Raw genomic sequence first — 16,384 nt, forward strand, 5'->3', positions numbered from 1 at the left:
AAAATACAGACTGGAAGGAATGGAACAACGATGAGATTATCAGACCGTCTGGAAACGGTGGTTTCCATGGTAAGGCCGGCAGAGTCGGCGGCAGATATCGGCACAGACCACGGCCATGTGCCGGTGGAGCTGGTGAGAAGGGGGACCGTAAAGCGGGCCCTGGCCATGGACGTGCGGAAAGGCCCGCTGTCCCGGGCAGAGGAATCGGTGGCCATGGCGGGTCTGGAAAACAGGATCGAGACCAGGCTCTCCGATGGACTGGAAAAGCTGTCTCCCGGAGAGGCGGAAGCAGTGGTCATTGCCGGGATGGGCGGAGAGCTGATGATACATATCCTGGAGCAGGGACGCCACATGTGGGACTCTGTGGGACAATGGATCCTGTCGCCCCAGTCGGAGATCCCGAAAATGCGGAAATGGCTCTGGGACAACGGTTTCCCGGTGGAAAAAGAAGAGATGGTCTTTGAGGACGGGAAATTTTATACGATCCTTTCTGTGGGCAGGAAGAGAGAGGATGATCGGGAGGAGCGGCCGGAACGATTTTTTTATTACAGCCAATATCTGATTGATGCAAAGGATCCTGTTTTTCTGAAATATTTAAAGGAAGAGGAAGAAAAGCTCTGCTCCCTGGCAGAAAGCCTGGGTCCTCTGGGCGCACACTCGGAGCGGGCCGCTGCAAAGAAGCGGGAAGCAGAGGAGGATCTGCGGTATAACCGGGAGGTACAGAATGAGATGCAGTGAGATCATAAATATACTGGAGGAGCTGGCGCCCCATCGTATGGCCTGTGAGTGGGACAACCCGGGGCTTCTGGCGGGAAGGAAGGAGAAGGAAGTAAAGAAGCTCCTTCTCTGTGTGGATGCCGACGATGAGGCGGTAGCTCTGGCTGTCCGGCAGGGAGCGGATATGATCGTAAGCCATCATCCGCTGATCTTCAGATCCATAAAGCGGGTGACCGATGAGGACTTCATCGGCCGGCGGCTGGTGGAGATGATCCAGTCGGATCTTTCCTGCTTTGCCATGCACACCAATTTTGATTCTGCCCCCGGCTGCATGGCAGACCTGGCTGCAGAACGGATCGGGATCTGCGGCGGAGAGCCGCTGGAAGCCATGGGAGAGGAGAATGGGGTCCTTTATGGGATCGGAAAGACCGGCAGTCTTAAGACACCTGTGACGGGAATGGAGCTGGCCCGCCGGGTAAAGGAGACCTTCGGCCTGCCCTTTGTGACGGTTTACGGAGAGGGGCTGTGGGAAAAGGAGCAGGTGGTACGGGCGGCTGTCTGCCCGGGCTCCGGAGGCAGCACCATCCAGGCGGCCCTGGAAAAAGGGGCCCAAGCGCTGATCACCGGGGACATCGGCCACCATGCCGGCATCGACGCGGCAGCCCAGGGACTGATGATCATTGATGCCGGCCATTACGGCCTGGAGCATATTTTTATGGACTATATGGAGGGATACCTGAGACAAAGGCTGGGAGACCAGATACAGATTTTAAAAATGCCGCTTCATTTCCCGGCGGCAGTGGTGTAGGATAGGAGGTCTGCTTATGATGATCAAGGTTCATGCATGCGGAAAGACCAGAGAATACCCGGAGGGGACGCCGCTCTTTACAGTGGCGGAGGAGTTCCAGCCGGAGTTCCAGGAGGATATCCTGCTGGCCCGGGTCAACGGGAAGCTGAAGGAGCTCCACAAGACGCTGACGAAGGAGTCCCAGATCGAATTTCTGACCTTTCAGGATCCGGTGGGGAAAAAGACGTATGAGCGAAGCGCAGTTTTTGTAATGCTCAAGGCCTTTTATGATGTGATCCCCAGGGAAAAGATCAAAAAGGTCCAGATGGATTTCGCCCTGGGAAACGGGATCTATGGAGAACTGGAGGGCGACGTGGCCCTGACGGAAGAGCTCCTGGACCGGGTGAAGGAGGAGATGCACGTTCTGGTGGAGCGAAAGCTGCCGATCGTAAAGCGCAGCGTTAACACCGATGAGGCAGTGGAGCTGTTCGGCCGCCACGGGATGCATGATAAGGAGCAGCTCTTCATGTACCGGCGGGCGTCCAGGGTCAATATTTACAGCATTGAAAAATTTGAGGATTATTTTTACGGATACATGGTGCAGAATACAGGGTATGTGAAATATTTTGACCTGATCCCATATCACTCCGGATTCCTGCTCCTGCTCCCGGAAACGAAAGCTCCCCGGAAGGTGGAGAAAAGCGGAAACCATGAAAAGCTGTTCCAGGTGCTGAGGGATTCCTACCGCTGGAGCGATTGCCTGGAGGTCCCCAATGTGGGAACCTTAAACCGGCTGATCTCGGAAGGAAAAGCGGCGGATCTGATCCTGATGCAGGAAGCACTCCAGGAAAAGACCATCGGCAATATTGCCGAGCAGGCGGCAAAGGCCGGGGACAAGAGGCTGGTGATGATCGCCGGACCGTCCTCCTCTGGAAAGACCACCTTCAGCCACCGGCTGGCTACCCAGTTCCGGGCCCTGGGCTATACGCCCCATCCCATTGCTGTGGATAACTATTTTAAGAACCGGGAGGATTATCCCAGGGATGAAAACGGGAAACTGGACATGGAGGCCCTGGAATGTGTGGACATTGAGAAATTCAATGAGGACATGAATTCCCTTCTGGACGGAAAACGGGTGGAGATCCCCAGATTTAACTTTGTGACCGGGACCAGGGAATACAATGGGGATTTTTTAAAGCTGGGAAAGAACGATGTGCTCATCATCGAGGGGATCCACTGCCTCAATGATAAGCTCAGCTATTCCCTTCCGGCAGAAAGCCGGTTTAAGATCTATATCAGCGCCCTGACTCAGCTGAACGTGGACGAGCATAACCGGATCCCCACGGCAGACGGGCGGATCATCCGCCGCATGGTGCGGGATGCCAGGACCAGGGGGACCTCGGCTCTGGAGACCATCCGCCGCTGGTCGTCGGTGCGCCGGGGCGAGGATAAGAATATCTTCCCCTTCCAGGAGCAGGCTGACGTAATGTTCAACTCGGCGCTGGTCTATGAGCTGGCGGTGCTGAAGCTGTATGCGGAGCCCCTTTTATTCAGCATCCCCAGGGATGTGCCGGAGTACGACGAGGCAAAGCGGCTGCTGAAATTCCTGGATTATTTCCTGGGGATCGACAGCGAGATCATCCCGAAAAACTCCATTATCCGGGAGTTTATCGGAGGAAGCTGCCTGAAGGTATAAAGGGATAGAAGAAAATGCCAGAACGGCGGTATGGACATACGAAAAAAATTGTGGTATAGTAAGGAGGTTCTGAGTAAGACAGATGGTCGCTGCTGCATGACCGAAAGGATGCAGGAGAGGAAAGTCCGGGCTTCAAAGGGCAGGGTGCCAGATAACGTCTGGCGGAGGCGACTCCAGGGACAGTGCAACAGAAATAAACCGCACGGCTTGCCGTGTAAGGGTGGAAAGGCAGTGTAAGAGACTACCGCCTCGCTGGTAACAGAGAGGGCACATGTAAACCCCATCCGAAGCAAGGCCGAACAGGGAGCATAAGGCGGCCCGTCTGCTCCCGGGTAGGCCGCTTGAGCTGTCTGGCGACAGGCAGCCTAGATAGATGACCATCCAGGACATAACCCGGCTTACAGTCTTGCTCAGAGCCTTATAAAAGACCGGTGTCAGACCGGCGGAGAATCCCGTTTCCGGGATTCTATTTTTATCCAACAAAAGCAACATTTTTACAGGAGAGCATTCAATGAGTACAAAAATAAAACGGGCGCTTTTCCTTCTGCTGGCCTTTGCCGTTCTCTGTGCGGGGTGCAGCAGAAAGGAGGAAACGGCAAAAGAAGAGAATCCCAAGATCCGGGAGCAGATGGCCCTGGCAGAAAAGTATCTGGGCGAGCAGAAGTTTGATGAGGCCATCGAGGCGCTTCTTGAGGCAGTGGAGCTGGATCCGGAGGATGTGGACGTCTATCTGAAGCTGAGCGAGATCTATGCGGACCAGGAAATGGATATGGAAGCCATGGATATCCTGGAACAGGGCTGGGAGGCATCCCAGGACGAGGTCCTGCGGGACCGGTACGTGGAAGTGTGTACGGAATATGCGGAGAAGTATTTTAATGACGAGGAGTTTGACAGCGCCATTGAAGCCTACGACCGGGCCATTGCCGCAGATGAGACCTGCAAAAAAGCGTATCTGGGACTCCACCAGGTCTACCTGTATCTGGAGGAGTACGACAGCGCCGACGTGGTGCTGGAGGAAGGCTGTCTGGTTACCGGCGATAAGGAGCTGGAGGAGATCCGGTTCAAGAGCCTGACGGAGCTGGGGCAGAAATTTGTGGAGGAGGAGAATTACGAGTATGCCATTCCCTGTCTGGAAAACCTCCTGGAGGCAGGCCGGGGCGATGACAATACCCGCCTTGCCTTAAGCAATGCCTATGCGATGATGGAGGAATATAAGAAATCCATCGAGATCCTGGAGAATCTGGAAAACAAAGAGGATCCGTCCATACAGAGCAGCCTTGCCACGGCCTATGCCCGTTATGGAGAGCAGTGCTTTAATGAGGGAAACAGGGAGGAGGCAGTTACATACCTGACAAAAGCCAGGGAGCTGTCCCCGGATACCATGGATATTTATGTGACCATGATCGCCCTTCATATGGATTCCGGTGATCTGGCGGCAGCAAAGACCGTGGTGGATGAGGCAGTGGCCAAGTTCATGAATGCAGACGCTGCGGCAAACGAGCGGTTTGACGATCTGCTTTACGAGATCTCCGGTTATTATTCGGAAACAGAGGATATGGCCGCAGGCTTAAGCTTCTGGGAGAAGGCGGTGGCCTTAAAGCCGGATGATGAAAGCTACAAGGGCGAGCTGGAAAATTACAGGGCCACGGCAGCCGACGAGGCGGCCATGAAGGCTGGAGAGCTCCTGGAGAACGGAGACGGGCCCGGAGCCATGTCTTATTTCAAGAGGGCCTATGTTTTATCGCCTGCCAGCATCGTTCCGGGCTTTTTATCCAATGAAAACGGAACGTATTACCTCAATGAGGACGGTACCTTCCGGACCGGCTGGTACGACGCGGGAGACGGCGATATTTATTACTTTAATCCTGCCCAGGGAGCGGCCTACGGCTGTTCTGTCATGGGATGGCAGAACCTGGACGGCAGCGAATATTATTTCATGGATGACGGCCGTCTGCTGACCAATGAGGAGACTCCGGACGGATTCATGGTGGGTCCGGACGGAAAGAAGATCGGAACGGTCCCCACAGAAGAGGAGACAGAGGAGGAGACCGAGCCGGAGGCAGAAGAAGAGACTGAGAGCGGCCAGGAGAGCGAAGGCCAGGAGGAGACCTCCCAGGAGACGAAGCCGTCCGGTTCTGGAACCCACAGCGGCAGTCTTAAGTTGAATCCGGAGCTTTTAAATAAAGCCAAGGAGGGAAGCGGAGCCTATGCGGTCAAAAAGGAAGAGCTGTTCTCCGGCGCAGAAGGCGTAAGCCTCACCTTAAATGATGTTTATAAATGCATGAGCCAGTATGGGATGCAGGTCCAGTGGATCCTGGAGGAATCCACCTATGAGCTTGGTATGGGCGATATGGTGATCTGGGTATTCCCGGGCCAGAGCCTGGCCGGAGACGGCGTGGTAGTAAAGGATGCGGAGGAGTACAGGGAATCCCTGCGGAACAAGACACTTCCGGAGGGCACCACCTTTGCAGTCCAGTTTGACGCCAGGGCCACAGGTACCAATGAAACAGTGGATATTGAAAAGATCCGCGAGATCAATGGCCAGTAAATAAAGAAAAGACGTTTTCTGTTCCATGAAAATGGAGGAAAACGTCTTTTTTGTCATAGGACAGCCGGCTTATAAGTGATCCAGGATCAGAGAGAGTCCGGAGACCATCAGAAGGACAGTCACTGACAGCCTGGCTGTCCGCTCCGGCAGCCGCCTGTGGAAAAAGATCCCGATAAAAAGTCCCAGGACCATAAAGGGAGCCAGACAGAGGGCCGTTTTTGCAGCCTCCAGGGTCAGGATCCCTGTGGATCCATAGAGGAACAGGCGGAAGGTGTTTTCTGCCAGAAAAACCATACAGTTGTTGGCCCGGAACTGGCTCTGGTCTCCGGCGGTACGGCTCACATAGGCCACAAGGAGGGCGCTGACCCCAAAAAGCCCGCAGAGGATACCGGAGAGGAGTCCTATGATCACCAGAAGAGCCGGGGACGCGCTTTTTCCAGAGCCGGGGGTTCCGGATCCAGAGGCTTTCCTCTCCCTTAAAAACATTTCCAGACCTAAGAATACCACCACAAAGCCGAAAAGGATCTTTATGCTCCTGGCATCTCCGGTCTTCAGAAAGAACACCCCTGGTATGGAGCCAGCGATCACCAGGAGGCTCAGAGGGACCCAGATCTTTGGCCGGATCCCCTTCCGTTCCGTCCAGGCGATCCACAGATTGGAGGGATAGCCCAACAGAAGATCTACCGGAGAAATATTCACATTGTCAGTGAAAAATCCTGCCAGAGTGCCGAAGACCAGGGTGTTGGCAAAGCCGCACATGCCTTTTACGATATAGGCCGCTGTGACCGCCAGAAAAACAGGGATGGTCAGCATGGCCTAGCTGTGCTTCTCGTCACAGTACTGGCAGCGGTAGACTTCCTTTTCTTTATCAGCCAGATAAAAGATATGGGGAAGTTCCTGCTCCACGGATGTGATGCACCGGGGATTCTTGCAGTGGATCACGTTGACAAGACGGTCGGGAAGGCTTAAGCAGCGCTTTTCCACGATCCGCTCATCCCGGATGATGTTGACGGTGATGGTGTGGTCGATATAGCCCAATACATCCAGGTCCAGGGAATCCAGGGGGCCCTCGATCTTTATGATGTCTTTTCTCCCCATCTTGCTGCTCCGGGCGTTTTTGATGATGGCCACGGTGCAGTCCATTTTTCCCAGTCCCAGATATTTATAGATCTCCATGCTCTTTCCGGCCTGGATGTGATCTAAAACAACGCCTTCTTTGATGCCGCTGATATTTAACATGGTTTTTCCACCTCCAGTAAAGTCATGATCAGAGCCATACGTACATAAACGCCGTACTGGGCCTGCTTAAAATAGGCGGCTCTGGGATCGTCGTCCACCTCCACGGAGATCTCGTTGACCCTGGGAAGGGGGTGAAGAACGAACATATCGGGTTTTGCCAGCTTCATTTTTTCCTGGTCAAGGATATAGCAGTCCTTCATGCGGATGTAATCCTCTTCGTTGAAGAAACGCTCTCTCTGGACTCTGGTCATGTACAGGATATCTAACTCCTCCATGGCGTCGTCCAGGTTGGTGGTCTCACGGTAGGGGATGTGGTTGGCGTCCAGGACGTTTTCCTTGATGTAATCGGGCACCTTAAGCTCCGGCGGAGAGATCAGTACGAAACGGATCCCCGGGTAGCGTACCAGGGCGTGGATCAGGGAGTGGACCGTACGGCCAAATTTCAGGTCGCCGCAGAGTCCCACAGTCATGTCCCCCAGGTGTCCCTTTAAGCTTTTAATGGTCAGAAGGTCGGTCAGGGTCTGGGTGGGATGCTGGTGGCCGCCGTCTCCGGCATTGATCACAGGGATGGAGGATTTGGAGGCCGCCACGTATGCGGATCCCTCTTTGGGGTGGCGCATGGCGCAGATGTCAGCGTAGCAGGAGATCACGCGGATCGTATCGGAAACACTCTCGCCTTTGGCCGCAGAGCTGGAATCAGCCGAAGAAACGCCGAGGACGCTGCCGCCCAGGCTCAGCATGGCGGATTCAAAGCTCAGCCGTGTTCTGGTGCTGGGCTCAAAAAAAAGAGTCGCCAGCTTTTTGCCGTCACATACGTGGGCATATTTGGAGCGATTCTTTTCGATGTCAGATGCCAGGGATAATAACTGATCAGTCTCTTCGACGGAAAGATCCAGAGGACTCAGTAAATGTCTCATGAAATATTCTCCTTTCATTGATCCCGGGCCGGAAAGCTGCCGGCGGACAAGGCCGCGCCGGGTCCTTGGCATTCTGGCCCTGGTACCATCATTATAACGGATAGCCAGGGGAAATTCTACATTTTTTTCAAAAATATGTTATAATATCCTCAAATGAAAATTTAAGTGGATGGAGAAACCAATGAGAAAAACCATGGAGCAGATCGTAATAGAAGGCCAGGCTGCCAGATGCGGGAGCCTGGAGGAGCTGTATCTTTTATGGCAGATGATGCAGCAGATGGAGGAGGAGCCCTTTGGGAGCACGTGCTATGAGGAGATCGACCCCAGGAGCTTTCATATAGACGGCGCTGTGTCCCCGGAGCATTACGATGGGACTCTTTTCATACTGAAGGAGACCAGCATGAAAAAGCAGATCAGAAAGGGCCAGACCATGCCGGTGGTCTCTGATGTCCGGAGAGACCTGCGGACAGGCAGGAGCCCGTCGGGGGAAGTGGAGTACCTGCCTTATCTGAGGGGGATGAAAAGGATCCTGGACGGAGGATCCGCGTCCGGCGATAAAGCCCCTCTTTTGAAAACGGCGGTGATCTACGTGAATAAGAGGGGAGGAAAGGGCGCAGCCGATGATATCAGCATGGATTACGGATTTTATTATTCGGAATTTCTGAAGCGGCAGATCCAGCTCCTGGAGCCCAGGACCATTATCTGCTGCGGTGAGGACATCTTCCGCCTGGTGGCCATGGAGGTGTTCCAGAATAAAAAAACGAAGAAGAACCAGGAGACTTATATGAAATGGAAGGACGTGGTGGCTGGCGATATCCTGCCGGCAGACCGCCGGTTTAAGCCTGTAAAGGATCTGGCCAAGGCCGATATACAGGTGATCCGCATGTGGAACCCGGCGTACCGGGTCAACAACGGCCAGTACGTATCCCTGGAGGAATACCTGCGGGAATTCCAGAGACGCACGGAGGGCGCAAAAATTTGTAAGAATTGTTAAGCAATTCTTTATATCCAATGGGACATGGTTTTTATATAATGATAACAGGCATATAGAAAGAAATATAAGGAGAGGGATGCGCGTGGAAGCGGAGAAAAAGCGGGAAGTGGTGATCCGGGTACGGGATCTCTATAAGGTATACCGCATGGGCGATACGAAGGTCTATGCGTTAAACGGTGTGGATCTGGATATCCGCCGGGGAGAATTCTGTGCCATTACAGGCCCCTCGGGTTCGGGAAAATCCACACTGCTGAACATGCTGGCCGGTCTGGAGCACCCTTCTAAGGGAGAGATCGTCATTGCCGGAAAGCATATAGAAAAGCTGAACGAGAAGCAGCTTGTGACGTTCCGGCGGGAGCGGGTGGGGTTTATCTTCCAGTCCTATAACCTGATCGCCACCATGGACGCAGTGGAGAATGTGGCCCTTCCCCTGTCCTTCCGAGGAATGGGAAAGGCCAAGCGGGCCAAGCGGGCCAAGGAATATCTGAAGCTGGTGGGCCTGGAAAGATTTATGACCCATATGCCCAACCAGATGTCCGGCGGCCAGCAGCAGCGGGTGGGCATCGCCAGAGCCCTGGCGGTGGATCCCCAGATCATTTTTGCAGACGAGCCCACAGGAAACCTGGATTCCAAAACCACCATGGAGGTCTTAAAGCTGATGCAGACCATTGTGCGGGAACGGAACCAGACTCTGGTGATGGTGACCCATGACAACAATCTGGCCACCTATGCGGACCGGATCATCAAGATCATTGACGGAAAGATCGTCAGCATTGAAGAAAACCATAAAGAAGCGGACCTGGAGGCGGCCCGGGAGGAAACGCCCCAGAAGAAAATGACAGAGGAAAAAGAAAGCGGGGAAAATCTATGAGAGAGCGGTTAAAGCGGATATTTATTTTATTTATGGCAGCGGCGGTGCTTCTGGGGGCGGCGCCCTCCACAGCCTTTACAGCCCTGGCAGACGAGAAGGAGACGGAGAACGAGGATCTGGAGATCCCCAAGGTCTTCCATAAGGATGACGATAATGAAGTGGTGCGCATCGTGATCGGGAAAACTCCCTCCATCACCATCGGAAAATCTTCCACTATCTCCATTGCCGTAAAAAATACCACCGATACAGACTGGCTGGAGAGTGAGATCTGGATCGCGCCGGAGGCCGATTACCAGGGATATTACGACGAGATCGAGGACGAGGACGGCGAGATCATCAAGACCATGAACGCCACCTACCCCTTTGAGATCACCGACAGCCTGAATAAGCACTATAAGATCGGCCACATCAACGCAGGGGCTAAAAAGACCGTAAACCTGCGGGTCAATGTAAAAAAGAACCTGAAGGAAGGCTATTATCCTGTAAAGCTGTATATTTCCAAGCGTTCCAGAGGCGAGGACGGCATGTCGGGCGAGTTCCAGAAGACCGTCATGGTATGGGCAGAGACAAAGGAGGCGTCTTCCACCTCTGAATCCGACGAGTCCAGCACCGAGCCCATCGGCTTTGCCCTGGGAGAGAACCAGTCCACACCCCAGGCAAACTACAATGAGGTCATGAATTTTAATATGAACCTCAGGAACACAGGCTACAAGACCGCCTACGACGTGCGGGTGGAAATGGAGCTTTCCGAGGATATCACCAAGTTCCCCTTTGAGATCAACGATGGAAACTATGACCGCTGGATGAACAATATAAACCCGGACCAGACCGTGGAGGTGCCGTACAGCATGGCCATCCGGGAGGAGGCAAAGAGCGGCTATTATCCCATTAAATTTAAGATCCGGTACAGGGAAGAGGAAAACGGGGCGTTCTTAACGCCGGTGGAGGATACCTTTTATGTGCGGGTCATCGGAAAGGACGAGGAGGACGAGCTTTCTGATGACGCCGGAGAAAACGAAAGGACCAAGGCCCGTATCATCGTGGACAGCTTTGAGACGGATCCGGCCAGGATCCTGGCGGGTCAGGATTTTACGCTGAAGGTGAAGATGAAAAACGCATCCAGCGACATTACGGCCTCCAATATCCTTTTCACCTTTGAACCGGAGGCAGTGGAAAACAGTCCTGTGTTCACCACGGCCAACGGCTCCAACTCGGTGGTGGTCAACAGCCTGGCTCCCGGAGCGTCGGAGGTGCTGACCATGAAATTCACCTCCAGCCCCAGCGCCGAGCAGCGGGCCTATAACATCACCATTACAGAGCAGTACGACAGCCCGGAGTTTAAAAATGCCAAGGAGACGGTGAAGATCGCCGTGGCCTTAAAGCAGGAGGCCAGGCTCAATACGGGAACCATCGAGGTCATGCCCGATTCCATCGAGGTGGGGACCGAGACCAACATCATGTTCCCCATCAACAACACGGGAAAGGTGACCCTTTATAACGTGACCGCCATTTTTGAGGCGGATTCCATCCAGCGGGCGGAGAGCTATGTGGGCAATATAAAGCCCGGAGAGAGCGGCAACGTGGATGTCATGGTCGCCGGAGCTGCCCCGACCATGGACGAAGGGAAGATACGCCTTACCATTACATACGAGGACGAAAACGGCGTGGTGACGCCGGTGGAAAAGGAGGTCCAGCTCTTTGTGACAGAGCCGGTGATCATGGACGATCCGTCCATGGACGTGGGAAATATGGACATCCCGGAGCCGGAGCCCACGAAAATGGAGCTTCTTAAGAAATATGCCGTTCCCCTGGGAGCCGCAGCCGCCGTCCTTCTGATACTGGTCGTTGTTCTTATCAAGCGGAAAAAGAAGAAAGCGGGAATGGACGATGAAATTCTCTGATCTGCTCCGGATGAGCATTAACAATCTGAGACGAAGAAAGCTGAGGACCGGTCTTACGGTCCTTGGCGTCGTTATCGGAACCGCCTCCATCGTGGTCATGGTCTCCCTGGGCATCGGCCTTAAGGAGATCACGGTGGAGCAGTACGAGTCCTCGGGAAGCCTTACAAAGATCGAGGTGTACCGGAATTATGGCATGGGCGGCTCGGAAAACGAGGAGGACGGCTTTATCACCGATAAGACCATCGAAAGCTTTAAAGGGATCCCCCATGTGAAGGCCGTCTCCCCGGTGCTCTCCACCTATGTGCAGATGCGCCAGGGCGCGTACGAAGGCTCCTCCAGGATCGAGGGCTTAAGCCGCGAGGCCCTGGAGGAGATCGAGCTGGGGGAGGGACGGCTTCCGGATCCGTCCTCCGGCACCATGGAGCTGGTGGTGGGTCCCATGGTCGCCCAGAACTTCTGGGACGCCAAAACAGGCAGGGGCTTCTGGGAGACGGGAGAGCAGCCGGCGGTGGATCTTTACGGAAAGCCGTTTTTTACCATGTTCCAGAGTTCCGGAGCCGAGGAAAGCGGCAAGCAGAAAAAATATGTGTTTCCTGTCAGCGGACTTGTAAAAAGTGATACTGACGAAAACGGAAATCCGATGTATAATGAATACAGCTATGGCATATACACGGACGTGGAGATCCTGAAGACCCAGTTAAAGCGTATCTATAAAAAGAACCCGATCCCCGGGCAGCCCGTCAATAAAAAGGGAAAGCCCTATAACTATTACGTTTATGACAACGCGTATGTCTATGTGGACGATATGAACAACGTCATGGAGGTGCAGGCGGCTGTAACGGATATGGGATATGAGGCCCACAGCAGCATGCAGTGGCTGGAGCAGGCCCAGGAGCAGATGGATATGATCCAGGCGGTGCTGGGAGGCATCGGAGCCGTATCCCTTTTTGTGGCGGCCATCGGTATCGCCAATACCATGATGATGTCCATCTACGAAAGGACCAGGGAGATCGGCGTTCTGAAGGTGCTGGGGTGCGCCCTGGGAGACATCCGCAGCATGTTCCTCATTGAAGCCGGATTCATCGGGCTCATGGGCGGAGCGGCCGGGCTTTTGTTAAGCTACGGCGTTTCCAGCCTGATCAATAAATTTCTCGGTTCCGGGCTCATGGGCATGGGCGGAGGCGGCGGGGATATTTCCCGCATCCCCATGTGGCTTTCGGCGGCGGCCGTGGGCTTTGCCATTGTCATCGGTATGCTGGCAGGACTGTTCCCGGCCTTAAGGGCCATGAAGCTGAGCCCTCTGGCAGCCATCAGAAACGAATAGGCAGGAAAAGGAGGCATCTATGGAGAATTTTATTTATTCCATCCCCACCACCATTTATTTTGGGAAGGGGCAGATCGAACATGTGTCCCAGGCAGTGCGTCCCTACGGGAAGAAGGCGCTGATCGTCTATGGCGGGGGAAGCGTGAAAAAGAACGGTATTTTTGACCGTGTGACAGAGATCCTTGAGCATGAAGGCATTGCATGGGAAGAGCTGGGGGGCGTGGAGCCCAATCCCAGGATCGAAACAGTGAGAAAGGGCGCAGAGCTCTGCAAGGCTGGAAATATCGAAGTCGTTCTCCCCATCGGCGGCGGCTCCACCATCGACTGTGCCAAGATCATTGCCGCCGGTGCCCTTTATGACGGCGACGCCTGGGACCTGGTACTGGACGGGAAGAAGATCCAGGCAGCCCTTCCTATCGTTGCGGTCCTTACCCTGGCGGCCACCGGCTCGGAAATGGACACGGCGGCCGTGATCTCCGATATGGCCTCCAACAATAAGCTGGGGACCAAGAGCGAACATATCCGTCCAAAGGCGGCCATTATGGACCCCTCCTACACAGAGACCGTCAACGCCTGGCATACAGCCGCGGGCACGGCGGATATCATGTCCCATATCCTGGAATCGTATTTCTCCAATGCCGAGGGATATATGCAGGACCGCATGGCCGAGGGGCTCCTTAAGACCTGTATCCAGTTCGGGATCCGGGCGGTGGAGCATCCCGATGATTATGAGGCCCGGGCCAATCTCATGTGGGCTGGAAGCTGGGCCATTAACGATTTTCTGAAGCTGGGAAAGCTGGTTCCCTGGTCGGTCCACCCCATGGAGCATGAGCTGTCGGCGTATTACGATATCACCCATGGAGCTGGTCTGGCGATCCTGACGCCCCACTGGATGCGCCATGTATTAAACACCAGGACGGTGGAAAAGTTCCGTACCTACGGCGTCAACGTCTGGGACGTGCCGGCGGATCTGCCGTCTATGGAGGCGGCAGAGCTGGCCATCAAACGGACGGCCGATTATTTTAAGGCCCTGGGGCTTCCGTCAAGGCTGTCCGAGGTGGGGATCGACGAAAAATATCTGGAGATCATGGCAGAAAAGTCCGCATCCCGTATGAAGGGAACGTATGTGGAGCTGACGAAGGATGAGATCCTCCAGATCTTTAAGGAAGCCATGTAGGCGGAAGGGAGAAACCATATGAACGTACTGGATCATGAAAAGCTGCATCAGAAATATTTTGAGGAACTCTCCAGGATCCCCAGGGCTTCCTTTAAGGAGGAACGGGTATCAGACTACCTGGAGGACTTTGCCAGGACCAGAGGCCTGGACTATAAAAGGGATACCATCGGCAATGTGGTGATCTATAAGCCGGCGTCTGCGGGCTATGAGGACCACGGCGCGGTGATCCTCCAGGCACATACAGACATGGTCTGCGAAAAGAATGCGGACTGCACCCATGATTTCGACCTGGATCCCATTGATCTTTACATTGAAAACGGGATCTTAAAGGCCAGAGGCACGACCCTGGGAGCCGACGACGGCATGGGCTGCGCCTATATGCTGGCGCTTCTGGATATGGATACGCCCCACCCGGCCCTGGAATGTGCCTTTACAGTCCAGGAGGAGGTAGGCTTAAACGGGGCCTTTGCGTTAAAGACGGAGTATTTTACGGCGAAAAAATATGTGAACCTGGATTTCGGCGGACGCGGAAAGGGAACGTGCACCACCAGCGCCGGAGGCGAGATGGTGGGCCTTAAAAAGCCTGTGGAATATGAGGACTGTGCCCTTCCGGCCTACCGTCTGTTCATCACAGGCTTAAAGGGAGGCCATTCCGGAAGCTGCATCATCCTGGAGCTGGGCAATTCCTTAAAGATCTGCGGACGGATCTTAAAGGAGATCTCCGGAAGCTCGGATCTTCGGATCGTAAGCCTGGACGGCGGCTTAAAGAACAACGCCATTCCCAGGGAATGCGAGGCTGTGTTTGCCAGCGGAGCGCCCAGGGAGCAGATCGAAAGGGCCATGGAGTCCATAACGGCTGAGATCCGGAATGAGCTGAAATTCCAGGAGCCGGAGCTTTCGGTGACACTGGAGACGGCTGCCTGCACCAGGGCCATGAGCGAAGAGACCAGCGCAGACCTGGTGGATCTTATGTACCTCCTGCCCACGGGACTCCGCCACAGGAGCCTTCAGATCGAGAACCTTCCGGTGGCGTCAGAAAACCTGGCGTCTGTACGGTGTAAGGAGGATTACGTGGAGTTCCAGTATTCCCTCCGGGCAGAAAAAATGTCCTGGCGGGACCAGATGGAAAAGGAACTGTGCATCCTGGCCGGTATCTACGATATGACCGTGGACGTATACAGCAAGTTCCCGTCCTGGGAATTCAATCCGGATTCAGCCCTCAGAAATACGCTTTTAAAGGCATATAAAGAGGTGAAGGGGACGGAGATGGAGCTTCTGGCCACCCACGGCGGCCTGGAGTGCGGAGTGTTCTGCGACATGATCCCAGGCCTTGACGTGGTGACCCTGGGAGCCGAGACCGACGGCGCCCATACGCCCCAGGAGCAGATGAACCTGGAATCCTTTGACCAGACCTTCGAGGTGCTGAAGACCTTCCTGGAGCACTTATAAACAGCCAGGGGCCCGGCCCCTCTGCCGGTAAACGTCCGGCATACTGAAAATAAAAATATGTAAAAGCACCTGGAAAGCCGCCTGAGCATAAGATAGATTAATAATGCTCTAAGGTGGCTTTCTTTGAAGACGTTTTTGCAGCCATTAACAGCCAGGGAAGAAAGAGAGTACCTCCGGCAGTACAAAGAGGGTGACCGGGAGGCAAGGAATGTGCTGATCAGCCGGAACATGCGCCTGGTCGCCCATGTCATAAAAAAATACCAGAACTCCGGCTATGAGACCGAGGATCTTCTGTCTGTGGGGACCATCGGACTCATAAAGGCGGTGGATTCCTATAATATGGAGAAGGGCTCGAGACTGGCCACCTACGCGGCCAGGTGTGTAGAGAATGAGGTCCTGATGCTTTTCAGGGCCGGGAAAAAATTTTCCAAAGAGGTCTCTATTTATGACCCCATCGGTACCGACAAGGACGGCGAGACCGTGAGCTTCATGGATATTCTGGAGATGGAAGGGAAGGAGGCAGTGGAGCAGGTCATCCTGAAGGAGGATGTGAGAAAGCTTTACGAGGCCTATGAACAGAATCTGAAAGATACCGAAAAGACCGTGATCCGTCTGAGATACGGCCTTTTCGGCTCTAAGGAGCACACCCAGAGGGAGATCGCCGGGCAGCTGGGGATCTCCAGGTCCTATGTCTCAAGGCTCGAGAAAAGGGCGGTGGAAAAGCTGCGCGAGGAATTCCAGAGGGATGGGTATACGGCGTAGGG

At 54.4% G+C, this 16,384-nt stretch carries 14 protein-coding genes and 1 other RNA gene; 12 read left to right on the forward strand and 3 right to left on the reverse strand.

The window, feature by feature from the left end; all coding sequences use genetic code 11:
- Window positions 1-30 precede the first annotated feature (30 nt).
- The 5 genes from OCV69_RS03005 to OCV69_RS03025 all read left to right on the forward strand — a co-directional run bounded on the left by OCV69_RS03005 (window position 31) and on the right by OCV69_RS03025 (window position 5,748).
- Window positions 31-738, forward strand: coding sequence for a class I SAM-dependent methyltransferase (locus tag OCV69_RS03005; RefSeq protein ID WP_158357521.1), 708 nt, complete (start codon window positions 31-33; stop codon window positions 736-738).
- The gene (locus OCV69_RS03010; protein WP_158357519.1) at window positions 725-1,525 is read left to right on the forward strand and encodes a Nif3-like dinuclear metal center hexameric protein; all 801 of its coding nucleotides are present in this window, start codon (window positions 725-727) and stop codon (window positions 1,523-1,525) included. Before OCV69_RS03005 ends, OCV69_RS03010 begins: the two co-directional genes overlap by 14 nt.
- Window positions 1,526-1,544: 19 nt before the next feature.
- On the forward strand, window positions 1,545-3,200 hold the full coding sequence (locus OCV69_RS03015) for a nucleoside kinase (RefSeq protein WP_158357643.1): 1,656 nt from the start codon (window positions 1,545-1,547) through the stop codon (window positions 3,198-3,200).
- A 70-nt stretch (window positions 3,201-3,270) separates the two neighbouring features.
- Window positions 3,271-3,617, forward strand: an RNA gene (rnpB, locus tag OCV69_RS03020) — RNase P RNA component class A.
- A 94-nt stretch (window positions 3,618-3,711) separates the two neighbouring features.
- Window positions 3,712-5,748 carry a tetratricopeptide repeat protein gene (locus tag OCV69_RS03025; protein ID WP_158357514.1) on the forward strand — a complete coding sequence of 679 codons (2,037 nt, stop codon included), beginning with the start codon at window positions 3,712-3,714 and terminating at the stop codon, window positions 5,746-5,748.
- 69 nt (window positions 5,749-5,817) lie between these two features.
- On the opposite strand, the gene OCV69_RS03030 is transcribed toward OCV69_RS03025, so the two are convergent.
- Genes OCV69_RS03030 through pyrB form a run of 3 tightly spaced genes read right to left on the reverse strand, consistent with a single transcriptional unit; the run spans window position 5,818 to window position 7,904 of the window.
- The gene (locus tag OCV69_RS03030; RefSeq protein WP_158357513.1) at window positions 5,818-6,561 is read right to left on the reverse strand and encodes a sulfite exporter TauE/SafE family protein; all 744 of its coding nucleotides are present in this window, start codon (window positions 6,559-6,561) and stop codon (window positions 5,818-5,820) included.
- A gap of 3 nt (window positions 6,562-6,564) precedes the next feature.
- The gene (locus OCV69_RS03035) at window positions 6,565-6,987 is read right to left on the reverse strand and encodes an aspartate carbamoyltransferase regulatory subunit (protein WP_022274031.1); all 423 of its coding nucleotides are present in this window, start codon (window positions 6,985-6,987) and stop codon (window positions 6,565-6,567) included.
- Entirely contained in the window at window positions 6,981-7,904 is a 924-nt protein-coding gene (pyrB, locus tag OCV69_RS03040) for an aspartate carbamoyltransferase (RefSeq protein ID WP_158357512.1), read from the reverse strand. The genes OCV69_RS03035 and pyrB overlap by 7 nt, the downstream gene beginning before the upstream one ends.
- Before the next feature lie 181 nt (window positions 7,905-8,085).
- Here pyrB and OCV69_RS03045 point away from each other — a divergent pair, with 181 nt between their 5' ends.
- The 7 genes from OCV69_RS03045 (at window position 8,086) to sigK (ending at window position 16,382) form a co-directional block, all read left to right on the forward strand.
- Window positions 8,086-8,898: a hypothetical protein gene (locus tag OCV69_RS03045; RefSeq protein WP_158357511.1), complete on the forward strand. Its 813-nt coding sequence runs from the start codon at window positions 8,086-8,088 to the stop codon at window positions 8,896-8,898.
- A gap of 145 nt (window positions 8,899-9,043) precedes the next feature.
- Window positions 9,044-9,769: an ABC transporter ATP-binding protein gene (locus tag OCV69_RS03050; protein WP_262562976.1), complete on the forward strand. Its 726-nt coding sequence runs from the start codon at window positions 9,044-9,046 to the stop codon at window positions 9,767-9,769.
- Window positions 9,766-11,670: a COG1361 S-layer family protein gene (locus tag OCV69_RS03055; protein ID WP_158357509.1), complete on the forward strand. Its 1,905-nt coding sequence runs from the start codon at window positions 9,766-9,768 to the stop codon at window positions 11,668-11,670. The genes OCV69_RS03050 and OCV69_RS03055 overlap by 4 nt, the downstream gene beginning before the upstream one ends.
- Window positions 11,657-12,994: an ABC transporter permease gene (locus OCV69_RS03060; protein ID WP_158357508.1), complete on the forward strand. Its 1,338-nt coding sequence runs from the start codon at window positions 11,657-11,659 to the stop codon at window positions 12,992-12,994. Before OCV69_RS03055 ends, OCV69_RS03060 begins: the two co-directional genes overlap by 14 nt.
- 19 nt (window positions 12,995-13,013) lie before the next feature.
- Window positions 13,014-14,171, forward strand: coding sequence for an iron-containing alcohol dehydrogenase (locus OCV69_RS03065; RefSeq protein ID WP_158357507.1), 1,158 nt, complete (start codon window positions 13,014-13,016; stop codon window positions 14,169-14,171).
- 18 nt (window positions 14,172-14,189) lie between these two features.
- The gene (gene pepD / locus OCV69_RS03070; RefSeq protein ID WP_158357506.1) at window positions 14,190-15,620 is read left to right on the forward strand and encodes a beta-Ala-His dipeptidase; all 1,431 of its coding nucleotides are present in this window, start codon (window positions 14,190-14,192) and stop codon (window positions 15,618-15,620) included.
- A gap of 123 nt (window positions 15,621-15,743) precedes the next feature.
- The gene (gene sigK / locus OCV69_RS03075; RefSeq protein WP_158357505.1) at window positions 15,744-16,382 is read left to right on the forward strand and encodes an RNA polymerase sporulation sigma factor SigK; all 639 of its coding nucleotides are present in this window, start codon (window positions 15,744-15,746) and stop codon (window positions 16,380-16,382) included.
- The last annotated feature ends 2 nt before the right edge of the window (window positions 16,383-16,384 follow it).

Source organism: Alitiscatomonas aceti, from assembly GCF_025567195.1.
GTDB classification, from domain to species: domain Bacteria; phylum Bacillota; class Clostridia; order Lachnospirales; family Lachnospiraceae; genus Alitiscatomonas; species Alitiscatomonas aceti.